This is a genomic window from Pseudomonas sp. BF-RE-25, from assembly GCF_019956105.1.
Taxonomy (GTDB): domain Bacteria; phylum Pseudomonadota; class Gammaproteobacteria; order Pseudomonadales; family Pseudomonadaceae; genus Aquipseudomonas; species Aquipseudomonas migulae.
Genome location: NZ_JAHBDB010000004.1, coordinates 18643 through 37201, shown reverse-complemented (window position 1 = coordinate 37201; position 18559 = coordinate 18643). Strand labels below are relative to the sequence as shown.

Annotated in this window: 18 protein-coding genes and 1 pseudogene; 6 read left to right on the top strand and 13 right to left on the bottom strand. The window is 60.8% G+C overall.

Going from position 1 to position 18559, the window contains the following annotated elements; translation table 11 throughout:
- Positions 1-13: 13 nt before the first annotated feature.
- Complete coding sequence (locus KGB24_RS02055) at positions 14-1171, bottom strand: efflux RND transporter periplasmic adaptor subunit (RefSeq protein WP_223416061.1); 1158 nt, start codon at positions 1169-1171, stop codon at positions 14-16.
- A 309-nt stretch (positions 1172-1480) separates the two neighbouring features.
- Here KGB24_RS02055 and KGB24_RS02050 point away from each other — a divergent pair, with 309 nt between their 5' ends.
- Positions 1481-2182, top strand: coding sequence for a response regulator transcription factor (locus KGB24_RS02050; RefSeq protein WP_008031130.1), 702 nt, complete (start codon positions 1481-1483; stop codon positions 2180-2182).
- 4 nt (positions 2183-2186) lie between these two features.
- Positions 2187-3488, top strand: a complete 1302-nt coding sequence (locus tag KGB24_RS02045) for an ATP-binding protein (RefSeq protein ID WP_008031131.1) — start codon at positions 2187-2189, stop codon at positions 3486-3488.
- Between the two features lie 104 nt (positions 3489-3592).
- Here KGB24_RS02045 and KGB24_RS02040 read toward each other — a convergent pair whose 3' ends face one another.
- From KGB24_RS02040 to KGB24_RS02030, 3 genes are read right to left on the bottom strand one after another with little or no spacing between them, the layout of a single operon-like run.
- Positions 3593-4360 carry an anti-sigma factor family protein gene (locus KGB24_RS02040; protein ID WP_223416060.1) on the bottom strand — a complete coding sequence of 256 codons (768 nt, stop codon included), beginning with the start codon at positions 4358-4360 and terminating at the stop codon, positions 3593-3595.
- The gene (locus KGB24_RS02035) at positions 4357-4854 is read right to left on the bottom strand and encodes an RNA polymerase sigma factor (protein WP_202949142.1); all 498 of its coding nucleotides are present in this window, start codon (positions 4852-4854) and stop codon (positions 4357-4359) included. Before KGB24_RS02035 ends, KGB24_RS02040 begins: the two co-directional genes overlap by 4 nt.
- A gap of 46 nt (positions 4855-4900) precedes the next feature.
- Positions 4901-5431 carry a tetratricopeptide repeat protein gene (locus KGB24_RS02030; protein WP_192227075.1) on the bottom strand — a complete coding sequence of 177 codons (531 nt, stop codon included), beginning with the start codon at positions 5429-5431 and terminating at the stop codon, positions 4901-4903.
- A 187-nt stretch (positions 5432-5618) separates the two neighbouring features.
- Between KGB24_RS02030 and KGB24_RS02025 the strand changes: the two are divergent.
- Positions 5619-5774, top strand: a pseudogene (locus KGB24_RS02025) (SAM-dependent methyltransferase); the annotation flags it as partial.
- Positions 5775-5825: 51 nt separating this feature from the next.
- On the opposite strand, the gene KGB24_RS02020 reads toward KGB24_RS02025, so the two are convergent.
- The 6 genes from KGB24_RS02020 to KGB24_RS01995 form a co-directional block, all read right to left on the bottom strand.
- Complete coding sequence (locus KGB24_RS02020) at positions 5826-6779, bottom strand: D-2-hydroxyacid dehydrogenase family protein (protein WP_223416059.1); 954 nt, start codon at positions 6777-6779, stop codon at positions 5826-5828.
- A 13-nt stretch (positions 6780-6792) separates the two neighbouring features.
- Complete coding sequence (locus KGB24_RS02015; protein ID WP_223416058.1) at positions 6793-7815, bottom strand: alpha/beta fold hydrolase; 1023 nt, start codon at positions 7813-7815, stop codon at positions 6793-6795.
- A gap of 84 nt (positions 7816-7899) precedes the next feature.
- Positions 7900-8334 (bottom strand): YqaA family protein, encoded by a 435-nt coding sequence (locus KGB24_RS02010; protein ID WP_223416057.1) that lies wholly within the window; start codon positions 8332-8334, stop codon positions 7900-7902.
- Positions 8334-8783: a DUF411 domain-containing protein gene (locus KGB24_RS02005; protein WP_008031144.1), complete on the bottom strand. Its 450-nt coding sequence runs from the start codon at positions 8781-8783 to the stop codon at positions 8334-8336. Before KGB24_RS02005 ends, KGB24_RS02010 begins: the two co-directional genes overlap by 1 nt.
- A gap of 1036 nt (positions 8784-9819) precedes the next feature.
- Entirely contained in the window at positions 9820-11811 is a 1992-nt protein-coding gene (locus KGB24_RS02000) for a methyl-accepting chemotaxis protein (RefSeq protein ID WP_223416237.1), read from the bottom strand.
- Positions 11812-11990: 179 nt separating this feature from the next.
- Positions 11991-12986, bottom strand: coding sequence for an aldo/keto reductase (locus KGB24_RS01995; RefSeq protein WP_223416236.1), 996 nt, complete (start codon positions 12984-12986; stop codon positions 11991-11993).
- Between the two features lie 118 nt (positions 12987-13104).
- Between KGB24_RS01995 and KGB24_RS01990 the strand changes: the two genes are divergently transcribed.
- Positions 13105-14031: a LysR family transcriptional regulator gene (locus KGB24_RS01990; protein WP_223416235.1), complete on the top strand. Its 927-nt coding sequence runs from the start codon at positions 13105-13107 to the stop codon at positions 14029-14031.
- Positions 14032-14037: 6 nt separating this feature from the next.
- Here the strand turns inward: KGB24_RS01990 and KGB24_RS01985 are convergent, their stop codons facing one another.
- Positions 14038-14178 (bottom strand): hypothetical protein, encoded by a 141-nt coding sequence (locus tag KGB24_RS01985; RefSeq protein ID WP_008024803.1) that lies wholly within the window; start codon positions 14176-14178, stop codon positions 14038-14040.
- Between the two features lie 182 nt (positions 14179-14360).
- On the opposite strand from KGB24_RS01985, the gene KGB24_RS01980 reads away from it, so the two are divergent.
- Positions 14361-14549, top strand: coding sequence for a hypothetical protein (locus KGB24_RS01980; protein ID WP_008024801.1), 189 nt, complete (start codon positions 14361-14363; stop codon positions 14547-14549).
- Between the two features lie 19 nt (positions 14550-14568).
- Here KGB24_RS01980 and KGB24_RS01975 read toward each other — a convergent pair whose 3' ends face one another.
- Positions 14569-14940, bottom strand: a complete 372-nt coding sequence (locus KGB24_RS01975; protein ID WP_192227081.1) for a fe2+ zn2+ uptake regulation protein — start codon at positions 14938-14940, stop codon at positions 14569-14571.
- 199 nt (positions 14941-15139) lie between these two features.
- Here KGB24_RS01975 and KGB24_RS01970 point away from each other — a divergent pair, with 199 nt between their 5' ends.
- The gene (locus KGB24_RS01970) at positions 15140-17488 is read left to right on the top strand and encodes an acylase (protein WP_223416234.1); all 2349 of its coding nucleotides are present in this window, start codon (positions 15140-15142) and stop codon (positions 17486-17488) included.
- A 55-nt stretch (positions 17489-17543) separates the two neighbouring features.
- Here the strand turns inward: KGB24_RS01970 and KGB24_RS01965 are convergent, their stop codons facing one another.
- Entirely contained in the window at positions 17544-18545 is a 1002-nt protein-coding gene (locus KGB24_RS01965) for a FecR family protein (protein WP_223416233.1), read from the bottom strand.
- Positions 18546-18559 lie beyond the last annotated feature (14 nt).

The following is an 18559-nucleotide window of genomic DNA, read 5'->3' as shown; positions in this document are numbered from 1 at the left end:
AAAAGCGTCCTGCTTACTGACCAGAAACCTGGGCAAGTGGAAGAGGGGAATCGTCGATCTGTACTTTCTCGCCGGGCTTGGCGTGTTGCAGGCCTTCGATGACGATGCGGTCGCCAGACTTGAGGCCTGCGGTGACGATCCAGCGATCGTTTTGCACGGCGCCCAGCTCTACGGTTTGCTGGCCGACGCGCAGTTCCGCATCGAGCACCAGCACCTGCGCAACACCCGCGCTGTCGCGTTGAATGGCGCGTTGCGGCACGCTGATGCCTTGCTGGTTCACCGCTTGTTCCAGGCGCACCCGCACGAAGCTGCCCGGCAGCAAGTCGAGGTCCGGGTTGGGAAACTCGCTGCGCAGGATGATCTGGCCGGTGCCCGGATCGACGGTGATGTCGGTGAACAGCAGCTTGCCCGGCAGCGGATAGAGGCTGCCGTCGTCTTGAATCAGCGTGGCTTTGGCCTGACCCTGACCCACTTCCTGCAACTGGCCGGAACGGAAGGCGCGGCGCAGGTCGTTGAGTTCGCGGGTCGACTGGGTGAGGTCGGCATGAATCGGGTTCAACTGCTGAATCAGCGCCAGCGGCGTGGTTTCGTTCTGCCCGACCAATGCGCCTTCGGTGACCAGTGCGCGGCCGATGCGCCCGGAAATGGGGGCGGTGACGGTGGCGTACCCGAGATTCAATTTCGCTCGATCCACGGCGGCTTTATTGGCCGCGACTTCAGCGGCGGTTTGCCGTACGGCGGCCCGGGCGTTGTCGTAATCCTGGCCGCTGATGGCATTGCCTTCGATCAACTGGGCGTAGCGCTGTTCTTGCAGCCTGGCCTGGAAGGCGTTGGCCTCGGCCTTGCGCAGCGAGGCTTCGGCGCTGTCCAGGTCAGCCTTGAACGGTGCCGGATCGATGCGGAACAGCACGTCGCCTTTTTTCACGTCGCTGCCTTCGTGGAAGGCGCGTTGCAACACCACGCCGGCGACACGGGCGCGCACTTCGGCAATCCGTGGCGCGGCGATTCGTCCGCTCAATTCGCTGGTGATCGACAGGGGCCGGGGTTTGATCGTCTCAATGCGCACGGTGGCCAGCGGCGCCTGCTCTTCAGCGTTCGTGGATTTGTCACACGCGCTCAGCGTCAACGCCAGGGCAAGCAGGCTGAGCTTGGCAAGCAGGTTCTTTGACATGTAAATACCCCAATAATGAACTCCCGCATCCTACGGGGAGGCGACGAGGGTAGCGGTGAAGCTTTGTTGGTGCTGTGTGAAATTGTGTAATGGTTTTGCTCAGGCGCGGGTGAGGGCGTATATCCTTCATGGCTTGAAATTTATTGCGCCTGTCAGGCAGCCTTCGCGGGCAAGTCGAATCGTCGCACCGCTCGCTCCTACAGGATTTGTGTCGTCCGCGAAATCCATGGCCGACAACAATCCCTGTAGGAGCGAGGCTTGCCCGCGAAGAGGCCCGAACAGCCGCCACTGCACTCTCTGGAAACACCCATGCCCAACATCCTCCTGGTCGAAGACGACACCGCGCTCTCCGAGTTGATTTCCAGCTACCTGGAACGCAACGGCTACTCCGTCAGCGTGATCAGCCGCGGTGACCACGTGCGCGAGCGTGCGCGGGTCAATCCGCCGGACCTGGTGATCCTCGACCTGATGTTGCCGGGCCTCGACGGCCTGCAAGTCTGTCGCTTGTTGCGCGCGGATTCGGCCACGCTGCCGATACTGATGCTCACTGCCCGCGACGACAGCCACGATCAGGTGCTGGGCCTGGAAATGGGCGCCGATGACTACGTCACCAAACCCTGCGAACCCCGCGTGCTGCTGGCCCGTGTACGTACGCTGTTGCGCCGCAGCAGCCTCAGCGAACCGCAGACGGCCAATGACCGCATCCTCATGGGCAATTTGTGCATCGACCTGTCTGAACGCACCGTGACCTGGCGTGAACAACTGGTCGAGCTGTCCAGCGGCGAATACAACTTGTTGGTGGTGCTGGCCCGGCATGCCGGCGAAGTGTTGAGCCGCGACCAGATTCTGCAACGCCTGCGCGGTATCGAATTCAACGGCACCGACCGCTCGGTGGACGTGGCGATTTCCAAACTGCGGCGCAAATTCGACGACCATGCCGGCGAGGCGCGCAAGATCAAGACCGTGTGGGGCAAGGGTTACCTGTTCAGCCGTTCCGAGTGGGAATGCTGAGGCGATGTTCAGAATCCTCTTTCGCCTGTACCTAGTGACGATCATTTCGTACAGCGCGGCGATCTATCTGGTGCCGGACGTGGTGATCAAGGTCTTCCAGGAGCGCTTTGTCACCTACAACCTCGATTACTCGCGCGGGTTGCAGTCGTTGATCGTCAAACAGTTTCACGCCGTGCCCGAAACGCAGTGGCCAGCGTTGGCGGCCGAGATGGACAAGGAATTCAACCCGCTGCACATCGTCCTCAGCCGCAATGACGATGACGGCCTGACCCTGGCGGAACAGAAACGTTTGCAGCGTGGCGAGAATGTCGTGCGCATCGGCGACTGGGGCTGGCGCACGCTGGCGGTGGCACCGTTGAACTCGCAAACCGTCGTGCAAATGGTTGTGCCGCCGGACCCGCTGGACGTGAACTTGCTGTACTGGAGCATCAACGTGCTGATCGGCGCGACCATGCTCGCGTGCCTGTTGCTGTGGCTGCGCCCGCACTGGCGCGACCTGGAGCGGCTCAAAGGCACGGCTGAACGCTTCGGCAAGGGGCATTTGAGCGAGCGAACCCAGATCCCCACGCACTCCAACATCGGTAGCCTGGCCAACGTTTTCGACACCATGGCCGGCGATATCGAAAACCTGCTGAACCAGCAACGGGATTTGCTCAACGCGGTTTCTCACGAGCTGCGCACACCGCTGACCCGCCTGGATTTTGGCCTCGCGCTGGCACTGTCCGACGATTTGCCGGCGGCCAGTCGGGAGCGCCTGCAAGGGCTGGTCGCGCACATTCGTGAACTGGATGAGTTGGTGCTGGAGCTGCTGTCCTATAGCCGTTTGCAAAACCCGGCCCGGCTACCGGAACAGGTGGAAGTGTCGCTGGATGAGTTCATCGACAGCATTCTGGGCAGCGTCGACGAGGAGCTGGAATCCCCTGAAATCGTGATCGACGTGCTGCTTCACGGCCAGCTCGAACGCTTCACACTCGATCCTCGGCTGACTGCCCGGGCGATTCAGAACCTGCTGCGCAACGCGATGCGCTACTGCGAGAAGCGTATTCAGATCGGGGTTCAGGTCTGTGCCAAGGGGTGTGAAATCTGGGTCGATGACGACGGGATCGGCATTCCCGATGACGAGCGCGAGCGGATTTTCGAGCCGTTTTATCGACTGGATCGCAGTCGCGATCGGGCGACAGGTGGCTTTGGCCTGGGATTGGCGATCAGTCGGCGGGCGCTGGAGGCACAGGGCGGCACGCTCACTGTCGAACCGTCTCCGCTGGGCGGTGCACGGTTCCGTTTGTGGTTACCGATCCCGGCCTGATGACCGCCGCAAAACCTGTGTAGGAGCCAGTTTGCCGGCGATGGCGTCCTTGAATTCAACGCAATGTCTGATGGCCCCATCGCCAGCAAGCCGGCTCCTACAGGTCACGCGCTTAGCCGACTGCGCAACACCTTCGCCATCTCCTCCAGCTCCGACGCCGGGTTGTGCCCGATCAGCATCCACGCATGTTCCATGTCCGCCCAATACACCACGTTCATTCCGTGCCGACGCTCGTGGGCGAAGTGGCGACTGCCGCTGTTTGAGCGGGTGACGCACAACGCCATGGGGCCGTGCGCCGGGTCCAGATACGTAATCTGGGCGATGGGCATGCCGTCGTATTCGAGGATTTGTGCGCGTTTGAGCTCAACGCGTGGCAGGCTCAGTTGAGCCGGCAAAAGGCGCAACCCCAGGCGTGCGTCGATGGTGTGCAATTGCGCGCGCTGAGTGGCTTCGTCGCTGGGCAAGTGTTCCAGGGTTTGCGGCACGTACATCGACATGTAGTCCGCCACCAGCCCTCGCCAGCTGGATTTGTGCTGGCTCGCCTGCCAGCCAAGGAACAACCGGTCCGCGAGCACGCCGCTCAACACCAGGCCGGCTGCCGCCGCGAGGAACCGGCGCCGATTCATCGCGGGCCGGGCAGGCGAGGGCAAGGTGTCGAGCATCGCTTGCAGGCGGTCCACGGGCGCCTGTTGCGCCAGTTCGTCGTAGGCGGCCTTGAACGGCAGGCTGCTGCGGGCCAGCCATTGAAGGCGCAGGTTGAGCATCGAGTCTTCGGCGATGACTGCGTCGATGCGGCTGCGCTGATCGCTATCGAGTTGGTCGTCGAGGTAGGCCACCAGTTGCTCGTCCGTAGGCATCGTGTGATCGTTCATCGACGTTCTCCTGTGGAAGGGTTCGACACCGCGTGCAAGGGCGGGTACTCGGCCAGTTTCGCCCGCGCCGCGGCCAGGCGGCTCATGACCGTGCCGATGGGCACGTCCAGGACTTCGGCGACTTCGCGATAGGACAGGCCCTCCACGTAGGCCAGAAATACCGTTTCGCGTTGCGCTTCAGGCAGCGCATCGACGCGCCGAATCACCTGCGTGGCGAGCACGTGGGTTTGCGCGGCGTATTCACCGTCGAACGACAAGGCGTTGTCGGCATCCACCAGCCCCTGGCCCTGACGCACTCGGCGCGAACGCACTTCGTTGAGCCAGATCGAATGCAGAATGCTCAGCAGCCAGCGGTCCAGGCGGCTGCCGGGGACAAATTGCCCGGCACACTCCAGCGCCCGCACGCAGGTGGCCTGCACCAGGTCTTCGGCGACATGCCGCTGTCGGGACAGCAGCAGGCCGTAGCGCCATAAGCGCGCCAGGTGCTGGCCCAGCTCTGCCCGTATTGCCTGATCGCTGGCGATGGCGACCTCCGTCCTGTCAGGTTTTCGATGAATCGTTAATGGCTTCAGCCAGGTCCCGGTATTCTTCGCAGGTGCTGCCGCAGATCGATTTTATCTGCTGCAACTGCTCCTGGGCGAGATCCAGCCGACCCTTGATCACATAAGCCTCGCCGAGGTACTCGCGGACTTGCGCGTACTGCGGATCGAGTTTGACCGATTGCAGGTAGTAACCGATGCCCTCGTCGGTGCGCCCCAGTTTACGCGTAGCGTAGCCGCGATAGTTGAGCGCCTTGGCGGTGTCGGGTTCTTTCAGCGTGTCGAGCAGTGCCAGGGCTTCCTCGTAGCGACCGTCCTTTGCCAGCCGATAGGCGTAATCGGTGCGGTCGGCATCGGATACCTCGCCGCTGGTCTGCCTTACGCATTTTTGCGACCTGGAGTCGAAGACCTGGCCTTTCGGGCAGTTGGGCCTGGCCGGTGCGTCATCTTCCCCATTGGCCAATGCAAGGGTAGCGGACAACGCAAAGGCGAGCAGTAGCTGAACGGTAAAAACAGTAAGACGGGTATTCATGGATGATCTCCACTGGTTTATTCGTTTCAGTTCAACCACGCCCCGGCAGCATGCACGCAAGGTGTTATCCCGCAGGCCGAAATGATGAGTCTTCGCTGTCATGAACACCGCAGGGTGAACAATTATTCATTTCTTTCGGGCAGTCTTTTCGAGGCACGCGCGCACAGGTCCGTGGTCGATCTGGGTGTCCACTAGTTTTGTCGCGGCTTTATCCGCGCAGGAACGGGCGAAGGTGGATGGGCAAATTCGCGGGCTGATCGCCGCTGAGCACGAATTGCGGGGCAAGGACGTGGTGACGGTGCTTTATGTGACGGCGGCGTTTGTCGCGGTGAAGGCCAGTTAGATTTGTGGTGCGTTCATCGCCGGCTTGCCGGCGATGAACGATGACCGGGTATCAGCTGAGCAACCGGATCGGCTCTCCAGCTGACCAGGCCTGAATGTCCTCGATCATCTGCGAAAAGAACAGATGGTAATTCTGCTGGCTGACGTACCCGACATGCGGCGTCGCCAGCACATTCTCCAGCGTCCTGAACGGGTGATGAGCGGGCAAGGGTTCCTGCTCGAACACGTCCAGCGCCGCACCGGCCAGGCGACGTTTTTGCAACGCCTTGATCAGCGCCGCCTCATCGACAATCGGCCCGCGAGCCGTGTTGACCAGCAGTGCGGTGGGTTTCATCCAGTCCAGCGCTTGCGCGTTGACCAAGCCGCGGCTGCGGTCGCTGAGCACCAGATGCACCGACAACACGTCGGCCTGTTCGAACAACGCCTGCTTGCTGACGTAGGTCACACCGACTTCGGCGGCGCGTTCGGCTGTGAGGTTTTCGCTCCAGGCGATTACCCGCATGCCGAACACCTGGCCAAACTGGGCGACTCGCTGGCCAATGCTGCCCAAACCGAGAATCGCCAGGGTCTTGCCGTGCAGGTCGCCACCCAGCCCTTGTTGCCATTTGCCTGCACGCAGGGCGTTGGCTTCCACGACCAGGTTGCGGGTGGCGGCCATGATCAGCGCCCAGGTCAGTTCCGGCGCGGCATGCTTGTAACTGTCGGTGCCGCTGACCTGAATGCCAAGCGCGGCAGCGGCTTTCAGGTCGAGGGCAGCGTTGCGCATGCCGCCGGTGACCAGCAGTTTGAGGGTCGGTAGCCGACGCAGCAGGTCTTCATCGAACCGTGTGCGCTCGCGCATTACGCAGATCACTTCAAACCCGGCCAGCCGTGCTGCCAGCGTTTCGTTATCCGCCGGGTAGTCATGGATGAAACTCACCTGGCCGATGGCGTCCAGCGCCGACCAGTCAACCACCTGCCGCGCCACATCCTGCCAGTCATCGAGTACCGCAATCTGCACAGCCATCCGCCTTACCTCATCAATGAACGGGGTTGGAATTGTTCAGCCAGGCGAGCAGGGCCTGGTGGAATTTTGCCGGTTCTTCCATTTGCGGCGCGTGGCCCATGCCGGGGAATTCGACCAGCGTCGAGTGAGGAATCAGTTTCGCCACCTGTTTGCCGAGTACGTCGTAGTGACCGATTTTCGCTTTGACCTCGGGTGAGGCGATGTCCTTGTTGATGGCCGTGGAGTCGGCAGTGCCGATCAGCAACAGCGTCGGCACCTTCAGGTCCTTGAATTCGTAGTACACCGGCTGGGTGAAGATCATGTCGTAAATCAGTGCCGAGTTCCACGCCACCCGGGTTTTGCCCGGGCCTTTGGCCATGCCTGCGTACATGTCTACCCAGCGGTCGAATTCGGGTTTCCAGCGGCCGTCGTAATAAGTGTTGCGCTGATAGTCGTGAATGCCTTGCGCCGTCACCTTGAGCTCACGCTCGTACCATTGATCCACCGTGCGATACGGCACGCCGAGGGCTTTCCAGTCTTCAAGACCGATTGGGTTGACCATCGCCAGTTGTTCGACCTGCTCGGGATATTGCAGCGCATAGCGGGTGGCGAGCATGCCGCCCGTGGAATGCCCGAGCAGGCTGGCTTTCTGGATGCCGAGGGCTTTGAGCAGTTGTTGGGTGTTTGCCGCCAGTTGCTGGAAGCTGTACTGATAATTGTCCGGTTTGCTGGAGGTGCAGAAACCGATCTGGTCCGGCGCGATGACCCGGTAACCGGCGTCGCTCAAGGCCTTGATCGACGTGTCCCAGGTTGCGCCGCAGAAATTCTTGCCGTGCATCAGCACGATGCTGCGCCCGTTGGCCTTGCCGTGCGCGGCGACGTCCATGTAGCCCATTTGCAGGGACTGGCCCTGGGACTCAAAGGCGAAATGCTTGAGCGTATAGGGGTATTCGAAGCCTTGCAGTTCGGGGCCATATTCCGGACCTTCGGCCGCGATGGCCGGCAGTGCGGCGGTCAGCAGCAGGCTCGGTAGCCAGCGGAAGCGTGCGAGGGGCATGGGTGGACTCCAGAGGAAATCGGCGATGCTGGATCGGCATGATTAGGGCGGCATTAAGCACAGGCAATCGCGGCGGGTGATGGTTCAACCGATCCAGCCCAAAGTCGCCAGGGCCAGCACGCCGTAACGGGCGCCTTTGGCGAGCGTCACGATCAGCAGGAAGCGCCCCAGCGGTTCGCGCATGACGCCGGCGACCAGCGTCAGTGGGTCACCGATGACAGGCACCCAACTCAACAGCAACGACCAATGACCGTAGCGCTGATAATGAATGCGGGCCTTGTCCAGATGGCGTGGGCTGACCGGAAACCAGCGCCGGTCGCGAAACCGCTCGATACCGCGACCCAGCCACCAGTTCAGCAGCGAGCCGAGCACATTGCCCAGCGTCGCAATTGCCAGCAGCGACCAGAGCCAGTACTGCTCGCTGAGCAACAGCCCCACCAGGACCGCTTCGGACTGCAACGGCAGCAGGGTCGCCGCACCGAATGCGGCAAAAAACAGCCCGATGTACGCCGCAGACATCAATGGGCGGCGGGGTAGTCCGCCACCACCACGTCAGCGCCGTCCTTTTTCAGGCCGATCACCTGATAGGCGTCGCTCATGCCGTCCATTTCCATGCCGGGCGAACCCATCGGCATGCCGGGTGCGGCCACGCCCAATAGATCGTCACGCTTGCTCAAGGCCAGCACCTGATCGGCCGGGACATGGCCTTCGACGAATTTGCCATTGATCAAACCGGTGTGGCAGGAAGCGAGACGTGGCGGCACGCCGTGCTGTTGCTTGAATTCGCTCATGTTAGCTTCGACGTGATCCTCGACCTTGAAGCCATTGGCCTCCAGGTGGCTGATCCACTTTTTGCAGCAGCCGCAGTTGGCGTCGCGGTGGACCTCGATGGGGATGAGGTCGGCGGCCTGGGCCAGGGAAGAAATGAACAGGGCGCTCAGGGCGACCAGACGCAGATGGGTTCGCATGGAGGGATCTCGACTCGGATGGCGGTCAAAAAAAGAGGCATTTTGACTACTTTAGCCGGTAAAGAGCGGCGAGATTGTTTCGAATTAATGCTGGGGTTGTGGGGGATTCTGGGTTGCACGGGTTTTGGTTGGTGTACATATCCATTGCTGCGGTAATGGCGGCTATTGGTTTCGCCCTTACGGCGAGTCACTTGGAAGAGCCCCAAGTAACCAAGGGCTCTTGCCCCTGTCGTTCGGTGCCTCGCCTAGGCTCGGCATACCCTCGCTCCGGTCCTGCTCCGTGGGCCCGCCGCGATCGGCCATCCCTGGCCGTGCGCGGCTAACCCGGCATCCATGCCGGGTTGCCCACTGCGCAGAACCTGCGCTCGGCCTCTCGAGGGGGCGTGCACCTCAAGATCAAAAGCGGAAGGCGAGCTAACGCTCGGCCTGATGAGTGGTGAAGATCAAAAGCGCACGCCGCCCCCTGTAGGAGCCGGCTTGCTGGCGATAGCGGTGGGTCTGTCAACGTATGTATTGGCTGGACAGACGCTATCGCCAGCAAGCCGGCTCCTACAGTTGATCGTATTTATCCAAACGCATCTGCACTTCCTTTGTAGGAGCCAGCTTGCTGGCGATGGACGCCAACGATAACGCGGGGTGTCTGAATGAACGCGTTGTCCAGACGATTTTCGCCGGCAAGCCGGCTCCTACAGGGGATCGGCGTGCGCTTTTGATTTTCACCACTCATCAGGCCGAGCGTTAGCTCGCCTTCCGCTTTTGATCTGAGCGCCCCCTCGAGAGGCCGAGTGGAGGTTCTGCGCAGTGGGCAACCCGGCATGGATGCCGGGTTAGCCGCCCCCGGCCATGGATGGCCGATGGCGGCGGGCCCACGGAGCAGGACCGGAGCGAGGGTATGCCGAGCCACAGCGAGGCACCGAACGACAGGGGCAAGAGCCCTTGGTTACTTGGGGCTTTTCCAAGTGACTCGCCGTAAGGGCGAAACCCATATCCGCCATCACCAAAACAATGGATATGCACACAAAAGCCTTACAGCCAATCAGCGGACTTTGAACCGCCCCATAATCGCACTCACGCGGCTATTGGCTTCCAGCAACTGCCGGGTATTGAGCTCACTGGCCTGACCGCTTTTCACCAGTTCATCCACCATGAGGCGGATCTGCACCATGCTGCGGTTGATCTCCTCCGTCACCGCACTTTGTTGTTCGGCGGCAGTGGCGATCTGAGTGCTCAGGCTGTTGATGTGGCTGACGGAACCGGCCATTTCGTCCAGCCCGGTGTTGACCCGTGCCGTGGCATCGGCCGCTGACTGGCAGCTGGCCTGGGTGTTCTCCATGGCGCTGACCGACGAACTGACGCCTTGGGTCAGGCGGGTGAGCATCTCGTTGATTTCCGAGGTGCTGGCCTGGGTGCGGGCGGCGAGGGCGCGGACTTCGTCGGCCACCACCGCAAAACCGCGACCTTGCTCACCGGCACGCGCCGCTTCAATCGCCGCGTTAAGGGCCAGCAGGTTGGTCTGGCCGGCGATGGCGCCGATCACCCCGAGGATTTCGGTGATGCGCTGGGCGTCCTGCTGCATGCTTTCGACTTTATGGGTGGCGCTGGCCACTTCGTCGATCAATGCAATCACACTGCTGGACGCTTCACCCACCACGACCCGTGAACGGTCGGCGTTTTCGTTGGCGCGTTGAGTGAAAGCAGCGGTTTCAGCGGCGTTCTGCGCCACGCTTTCGGCGGTCGAACTCATTTCGGTAATGGCGGTGACGGTCTGATCGGTTTCCGAAGCGTGGCGCACCAGAATCTGGCTGGTATGCGCAGAGGTGCGTTGCAGGTTGTCGAGGCTGGACGCCATGGCGCCCGTGGCCTGGGTGACTTCGCCGATCATGTTTTGCAGGTAAGCGATGAACGCGTTGACCGAGTGGCCAATGGCGCCCAGCTCGTCTTCGGCACGAATGGTGATGCGTTTGGTCAGGTCGGCGTCACCGGCGGACAGCGCGTCGATATTCGCCTTCAAGGCTTTCATGCGCTGGATCAGTTGGCGGATCGCATAGATTTGCAGCAGCACCAGCAGGATCACCATCGGAATTTGCAGCAGGCTCAGCGTGCTGAGCACGTCGTCGCGCTGGGCGGTGATCAGTTTGGTCGGCAGGGCAGTGGCAAGGAACCACGGCGTGCCTTCGATAGGGCGCATGAAGAAGGTGCTGGCTTCGCCTTTGTTGTCGAACTCGACGCGCTGCGCCTGATCACGGTTTTGCAGGCCGGCCTTCACTTGGCTGGCGAAGGGTGAGTTGCCGGCCAGTTCGCTGATGTTCTTCAGTACGATCGGTCCGCTGATGCGCGAGCTGTTGCTGATGATCTTGCCGTCGGCCTCGACGATGAGCATTTCGGCACCGAGGTCTTTTTCCTTGCGCGCCACCAGGTCGTTGAAGAAGCCCAGGGTCACGTCGATGGTCGACACGCCGTAGGCTGCGCCGTTTTTCTGGATCGCCATGGCGCAGTTGGTGCGCGGCTCGGCGCTGGCGTCATCTTTATAGGCCGCTGCCCAGGCGCATTGCCCGCGCGGGGTTTGCATGCCGCCCTTGTACCAGCTCTGGTCATAATAGTTAGGCGCGGCGTCGCTGTTCCAGAAGGTATTGACCGCCAGTTTGCCCGAGGCATCGCGATGCCAGAACGTGCTGAACTTGTTGCGTCCCGCTTCACGCTGGCCGGGCAGGGGCCAGATGCCGCCACCGAAGACTTTCAGTTCGCCGTACTGATCGACCAGGCCCGGCAGGACTGTGTCGATGGCGGCGCTGTCGAGCAGGGGGATGGTCTGGGTGATGCTGCGCTGTTGCGCCTGAACCTTGTTCAGTTCGCCCTGGATTTGTTCGGCGACTTCGGCGATGCGATTGAGCGCGACTTGTTCTTCGGTGTGGCGCAGCTTCGGCGCGACCAGTTGGCTGATGCCAACCACGGTGAGAATGGACAGCAGCAGAATGAACAGGACCAGAAACAGCGTGTAGCGAGCCTGAATAGTGCGGAATGCGGGCATGGGGCCGGGTCCTTTTGAGCAGCGATCTTATTGTGGGTATCGGTATGAAACTGGACGCTTCAAAGGGCTATCGGCTGGCTCAAGTCGAGCTTTAGGTACGATCGTACTAGAACGGAGGGAGGTGACGGACGGCGGGATTGCGCCGGCCCGTTCAGGCAATTGAACGGGCCGGACGCAGGTTAACGGTCGAGCAACTTCAGGATTTCTTCGGGGTAACGCAAGCCGGCGGTGGCATTTGCCGGGAAGATCGCTTCCAGCGCGTGCAACTCTTCGCGGCCAAGTTTGATTTCCAGCGCTGCCACGTTTTCTTCCAGGTATTTACGCTGTTTGGTCCCGGGGATCGGGATCACGTAATCACCCTGGGCCAGCACCCACGCCAACGCGAGTTGCCCCGCCGTCACGCCTTTTTCCGCCGCCAGGTCCTGTACTTGCCGCACCAGCAACAGGTTTTTCGCGAAGTTGTCACCCTGAAAACGCGGGCTGAACCGACGGTAGTCGTCCGCCGCAAAATCGTCCGGGCTTTTCAGTGCGCCCGTCAGAAAGCCCCGACCCAGCGGGCTGTAAGGGACAAAGGCAATGCCCAGTCGCTGGCACGCGGCCAGGCAGCCGTTGTCTTCCTGATCCCGGCTCCATAACGAATATTCGCTTTGCAGCGCGCTGATCGGATGAACCTGGTGCGCCCGCTCCAGCGTTGCGGCCGAGGCTTCGCTCAAGCCCAGGTAACGCACCTTGCCGGCCTTGACCAGTTCGGCCATGGCGCCGACGGTTTCCTCGATGGCCACTTGCGGGTCGATGCGGTGCTGGTAGTACAAGTCGAGGGTTTCGACCCCGAGCCGCTTGAGGGTGCCATCGATAGAAGCGCGGATGTATTCCGGGCGTCCGTCGACCCCTCGGGCGGACGGGTTTGCCGGATCACGGACGATGCCGAACTTGCTCGCCAGAAACACTTGATCACGTTTGCCGGCGATGGCTTTGCCGATCAGTTCTTCGTTGGTGTGCGGGCCGTACATGTCGGCGGTGTCGAGCAGGTTGATGCCCAGCTCCAGCGCGCGATGCAGGGTCGCCGTGGCTTCCCGGGTGTCCGTGCCGGTGGTGTAGAAATCGGTCATGCCCATGCAGCCCAGACCGATCGCGCTGACCCGCGGACCGTTTTTACCCAATTGACGTGTTTGCATGAAATCAGCTCCCTGTGAATGTGGATCCCATTGTTAACCTCGACAGAATCCAGATAAACCAGCTAAAACTGCTATCACTATTAGTAAATTCTAAATAATCAGTCGGTAAGACAGCACAATGGATCGATTCAACGCCATGCGCGTATTCACCCGGATCGTCGAGCTGGGAGGCTTTGCCAAAGCGGCAGACAGCCTGCAATTGCCCCGCGCCTCGGTGACCATTCTGATCAAACAGCTGGAGGCGCATCTGGGCGTGCAGTTGCTGCAACGCACCACGCGGCAGATCAGCCTGACGCTGGATGGGGCTGCGTATTACCCGCGTTGCGTGCGTTTGCTGGCGGATCTGGAAGAAACCGAAGCGGTGTTCTCCGCCGCGCGTCAAAACCCCAAGGGTTTGTTGCGCGTGGACATGCCGGCGGGGGTAGGGCGCCTGATCGTGATTCCGGCCTTACCGCAGTTCACGGCGCGCTATCCCTTGATCGAGCTGGAAATCGGTTTGAATGACCGGCCTGTGGACCTGATTCGCGAGGGCGTCGATTGCGTGCTCCGGGGCGGCTCGTCACTGGACGACTCTCTGGTGGCGCGACCGCTGGTCATGCTGGATCAGGTCACCTGCGCCAGCCCCGGTTATCTGCAACGCCACGGGACGCCGCAGTGCCTGGCCGATCTGGAGGGGCATGAAATGGTGGAGTACGTTTCCAGTCACAGCGGCAAACGTTTCGGGCTGGAGTTTGTGGTCGATGGCCAGATACAACCGATCAATCTGGCCAAGCATGTGGCGGTCAACAGCGCCGACGGTTATCTGGCAGCGTGTGAGGCGGGGTATGGTTTGGTCCAGACCCCGTACTATCACGTGGCCAGGCAATTGAAGGAGGGCAATCTGGTCGAGGTGCTGAGAGAGGTGCCGCCACCGGGGATGCCGTTGGCGGCGCTCTATCCTCCTCACCGTCAGCTGTCGCGGCGGGTACGGGTGTTTGTCGACTGGATGGTTGAGCTTTGCGCGCAGCCGGGAAATGGCTTTGTCAAAGAACATTCAGGCCGCTGAAAAATCCTAACGGTGTTGGTAGTAACCCGGTCCGCCACGGCCGTCGTAATGGTGGCCGCCGTGCCATCCGCCGTGGGGGAAAATAATGCAGCCGCTCAGGGAAAGTATGGCCAGCAGGGGAATCAGCAGTGTGATTCGACGGAACATTTCAAAATCCTCATGGTTATCGCCGCTATGCAGCCAAAAGGCTTCATCGGCTGTAACATGAGACCCCGTTTGCAGCGCCCCATCCCCGGAAAACGGTAGTGGCTTGGCATGCATTCGGATACAAACCCGATACATTTTCAGGTTCGCCTTACGTTTTAGCTTTTTGTTTAAGGAAAAGGGCAATGACCCAGTCGCAACGTTTGAAATACTCGATTCTGATTTCCCTGGTGGTGCTGGGAATCATGTTTGGCCTTTCGTATTTGCAGAATGCCGGGGTCATCAGCGAAAAACTGTTCCAGTACATCGCTATTGGCGTGGCGGTGATCGTGGTGGTGATCAATGGCGTGATGCGTCGCAAGGTCAAGCCCTGAGCGACGCACCACGGGCAGGTTATTCGCCGTGCAATGCGGCGAACGCCTGCGGGTGCAAGCTGTAGCTTTTGTCCGGGTTCAGGGTGATCACGCCTTCGCTGCACAAGCGTTTCAATACTTCGCGCACACTGAGAAAGGACAGCGGAATATCCAGGTCCAGCAGGTGACTGTGGACGCCGCGCACACCCAGGCTGCGATCGCTTTCGGCGGCGGTCAGCAAGGCGTCGATGACTTTCAGGCGGATCAGGCTGGTGCGCAGGCCGAAGCTCTTGAGCAGTACCCGGATCCGTTCGTTGCTGTGTCGTTCAGTACGCGGATTGAACAGGCCCGAGCCCATGGAAGTGCCCATTGGCGCAGTGCTACCGTCCGTTGGCAGTTGCGAGTTGTACATGCAATATCTCCTTTTCAGAGCCTGAACCGGAAAGATGTGTTGGGTGCTCTTACTCAATAAGACGTACGAGCCACCCAAATCATGAAGGATCAGATGTAGAAATTTTGTTGCCATCACGTCAGAAGCTTGTAAACCCCCGCAGAAACGCCCTCCGGCGGCCTAAATTTTTGTCATGGATTTCGTTCCTGTAGGAGCGAGTGTGATTATTACCAGGCAGTTAACCCGATTGAGCCTTGCCGCCGTGTTGGTGGGCTTGAGTCTTGCGGCACACGCGCGCAGCCAGCCGGATGCTTCGGCGACGGCCGATATCCGCCGGACCAGCTTCGGCGTGCCGCATATTCGTGCCGACAACGAACGTGGCCTCGGCTACGGCATCGGCTACGCGTACGCGCAGGACAATCTGTGCCTGCTGGCCAATGAGATCACCACGGTGAACGGCGAGCGTTCACGTTATTTCGGCCCGGAGCAGTTCACGGTCGAAGAGCGTGAAAACCAGGTCAGCGACGTGTTTTTCAACTGGTTGAATACGCCGCAAGCGGTCGCTGCGTTCTGGCAGGCGCAAACGCCGGAAGTCCGCGACCTCATTGAAGGGTATGTGGCGGGTTACAACCGCTCGCTGGCGGAACGTCGCGCACAAGGTTTGCCGCAGCAATGCCAGGGCGAATGGGTGCGGGACATCACCGCGCAGGACCTGGTCAAGTTGACCCGGCGGCTGTTGGTCGAAGGTGGCGTCGGGCAGTTTGCCGAAGCGCTGGCCGGTGCCACGCCGCCCAAAGCGGTCGCGCAGAATACGCAGGCCTCGGCGCAGTTCCAGCTAGCCACCGCGCGCATTCAACGCTTCGCGCTGGATCGCGGCAGCAACGCAGTCGCGGTGGGCAGTGAGCGTTCCTTCAATGGCCGTGGCATGTTGTTGGCCAACCCGCATTTTCCGTGGGTCGGCGGGATGCGCTTCTATCAGATGCACCTGACCATCCCCGGTAAACTCGATGTGATGGGCGCCGCGCTGCCCGGTCTGCCGATGATCAACATCGGCTTCAATCAACACCTGGCCTGGACCCACACCGTGGACTCGTCCAAGCATTTCACCCTGTATCGCCTGCAACTCGATCCGAAGGACTCGACCCGCTATTTGCTCGACGGCAAGTCGCTGCCGATGAAGCAGCAGACCGTGACCTTTAAGGTGAAACAGCCTGACGGGCAGACCCGTGCGGTCTCTCGTGTGGTCTACAGCTCGCAATTCGGCCCGATCGTGCAATGGCCGGGAAAACTGGACTGGGATAATCAGTTCGCCTACAGCCTGCGCGATGCCAACCTCGATAACGACCGGGTGTTGCAGCAGTGGTACGCGATGAATTGTGCGGTCAGCCTCAAGGAATTGCAGGCATCGGTTCACAAGATCCAGGGCATCCCGTGGGTCAACACCCTGGCGGCGGACGATCAGGGGCAGACGCTGTACATGAACCTGTCGGTGGTGCCGAACGTCAGCGCCGACAAACTGGCCGCGTGCAGCGATCCACGGGCCGGGTTGCAGATGATCGTGCTCGACGGTTCCAACAGCGCTTGTGCCTGGGACATCGACCCGGCGGCGGCGCAAAAAGGCATTTATGCGTCGGACACATTACCGCAGCTGTTGCGCAAGGACTTTGTGCAGCACTCCAACGATTCTGCGTGGATGGCCAACCCGGCACAACCGCTCACCGGTTTCTCGCCACTGATCAGCCAGGACAGCCAGCCGTTGGGCCTGCGCTCACGTTTTGCGCTGGATCGCCTGGCCACACTGAACAAGGCTGGCCCGATTGCTGCCGCTGATCTGCAACAGATGGTGATGGACGATCAGGTGTACCAGGCGACTCAAGTGATGCCGGATTTGTTGAAGTTCTGCGCTGAAGACCTGGGCGCCGACGCGCCGACGCTCACACCGTTGTGTGCCAGCCTGAAAGCCTGGGACCGCAGCGCGAATCTGGACAGCGGCGTGGGGTTTGTACATTTCCAGAATGTCATGGAAGCGCTGCAGGAATCGCCTGATGTCTGGCGTGTGGTGTTTGACCCGAAAGACCCGCAACACACACCGCGCGGCCTGGCGGTCGAGCGCCCGGAAGTTGCCAAGGCTGTGCGCGAGGCGATGCTGGCGTCGGTGGAATCGGTCAACACATCGGGGCTCAAGACGGACAGCCGCTGGGGCGATATCCAGGTGGTCAGCAGTGGCGGCCAGCAGACGCCGATTCACGGCGGACCGGGCACCCTGGGCGTGTATAACGCGATTCAGAGCGTGCCGAGAACCGACGGCAAACGCGAAGTGGTCAGTGGCACCAGCTATTTGCAAGTGGTGACGTTCGACGACAAGGGACCGCAGGCCAAAGGGCTGTTGGCGTTCTCGTTGTCCAGCGACCCGGCCTCCAAGCACGCCAACGACCAGACGCTGGCCTTCTCGAAGAAACAGTTGAGTGTGTTGCCGTTCACCGAACAGCAGATCACTTCGGACCCGCAATACCAGGCACAGACAATTCGCGAGCAGGATGAAAAAGCCGCAAAGGTGGCCAAACAGTAAATCGAACAGTGTTTGCGTTCAGAAAGAAGGCCGCACCCCGCAAGGGTTGCGGCCTTCAGCTTTTAGGCGGTTGCTGCGGCATGGAATTGAGGACCGGATTGCCTTCCTTGTTGCGGGTCAGGTAGACCGGCAACACCTTGGGCAGCGTCGCCACAAGGCTGTTGAGTTCCTTGATGTTGTAGATGCCACCGAGGCGGATTGAGCCGGTGTTGCTGTCGGCGACCATCACCGGGGTGTTCAGGTAACGATTGATCAATGGCAGGGCTTCGGACAGCGCCAGGTTATCGAGCACCAGTTTGCCGTGACGCCAGGCCAGCGAGCTGTCGTTGGCGTAGGTCTGGCTGATTTGCGGCGTGAAGTCGCCGTGTTTGTAGCGCGCCTGCATCGATGGCTCAAGCCGCAGGCCATCACCCGGCAGGTCATTGTTGCTGCTGACCAATACCGAGCCTTCAATCAGGTTGACGCGCACCTGATCCTCGTACATCCAGACATTGAACTGGGTGCCGGTGACCCGAATTCTGCCTTCCGCCGCCCGAACGATAAAAGGGTGGTTCGCGTCGTGGCTGACTTTGAAGAAGGCTTCGCCTTTTTCCAGACTGACGCGACGCTGATCCTTGTAATTGCTGTAGGTCAGCTCGGTGCCAAGGTTCAGTTCGACCTGGGTGCCATCGCTCAGTGTGACCTGACGGACCGTATTGCTGGCTTCGAAATGCTGGTACGAGTTGGGAATCCAGCCCAGGTTCCACCCGCTAAAAGCCGCCAGTGGCAGCGCCAGGGCACACACGGCGGCAGCGATGCCGAACGTGCGCCAGGGCGTTGTGGGTTGGCGGCGAGCGACGGGCACGACGGCTTCGGGATGAGGCAAATCTCCCGCGACATCCCAAATCTCCAGCATGGCCTCGTACTCGAACGCATGCAGTGGATCAGCGTCAAGCCACTGTTCGAATGCTTGCCGTTCCTCGGCCGTGCAGTCGGTGGCGTGCAAACGCATGCACCAGTGCGCAGCGGCATCGGTGATGGCGTCATATTGGGCTTGCGAGAGAGGGGTGTCGGTCATTGACTCATCCTGAT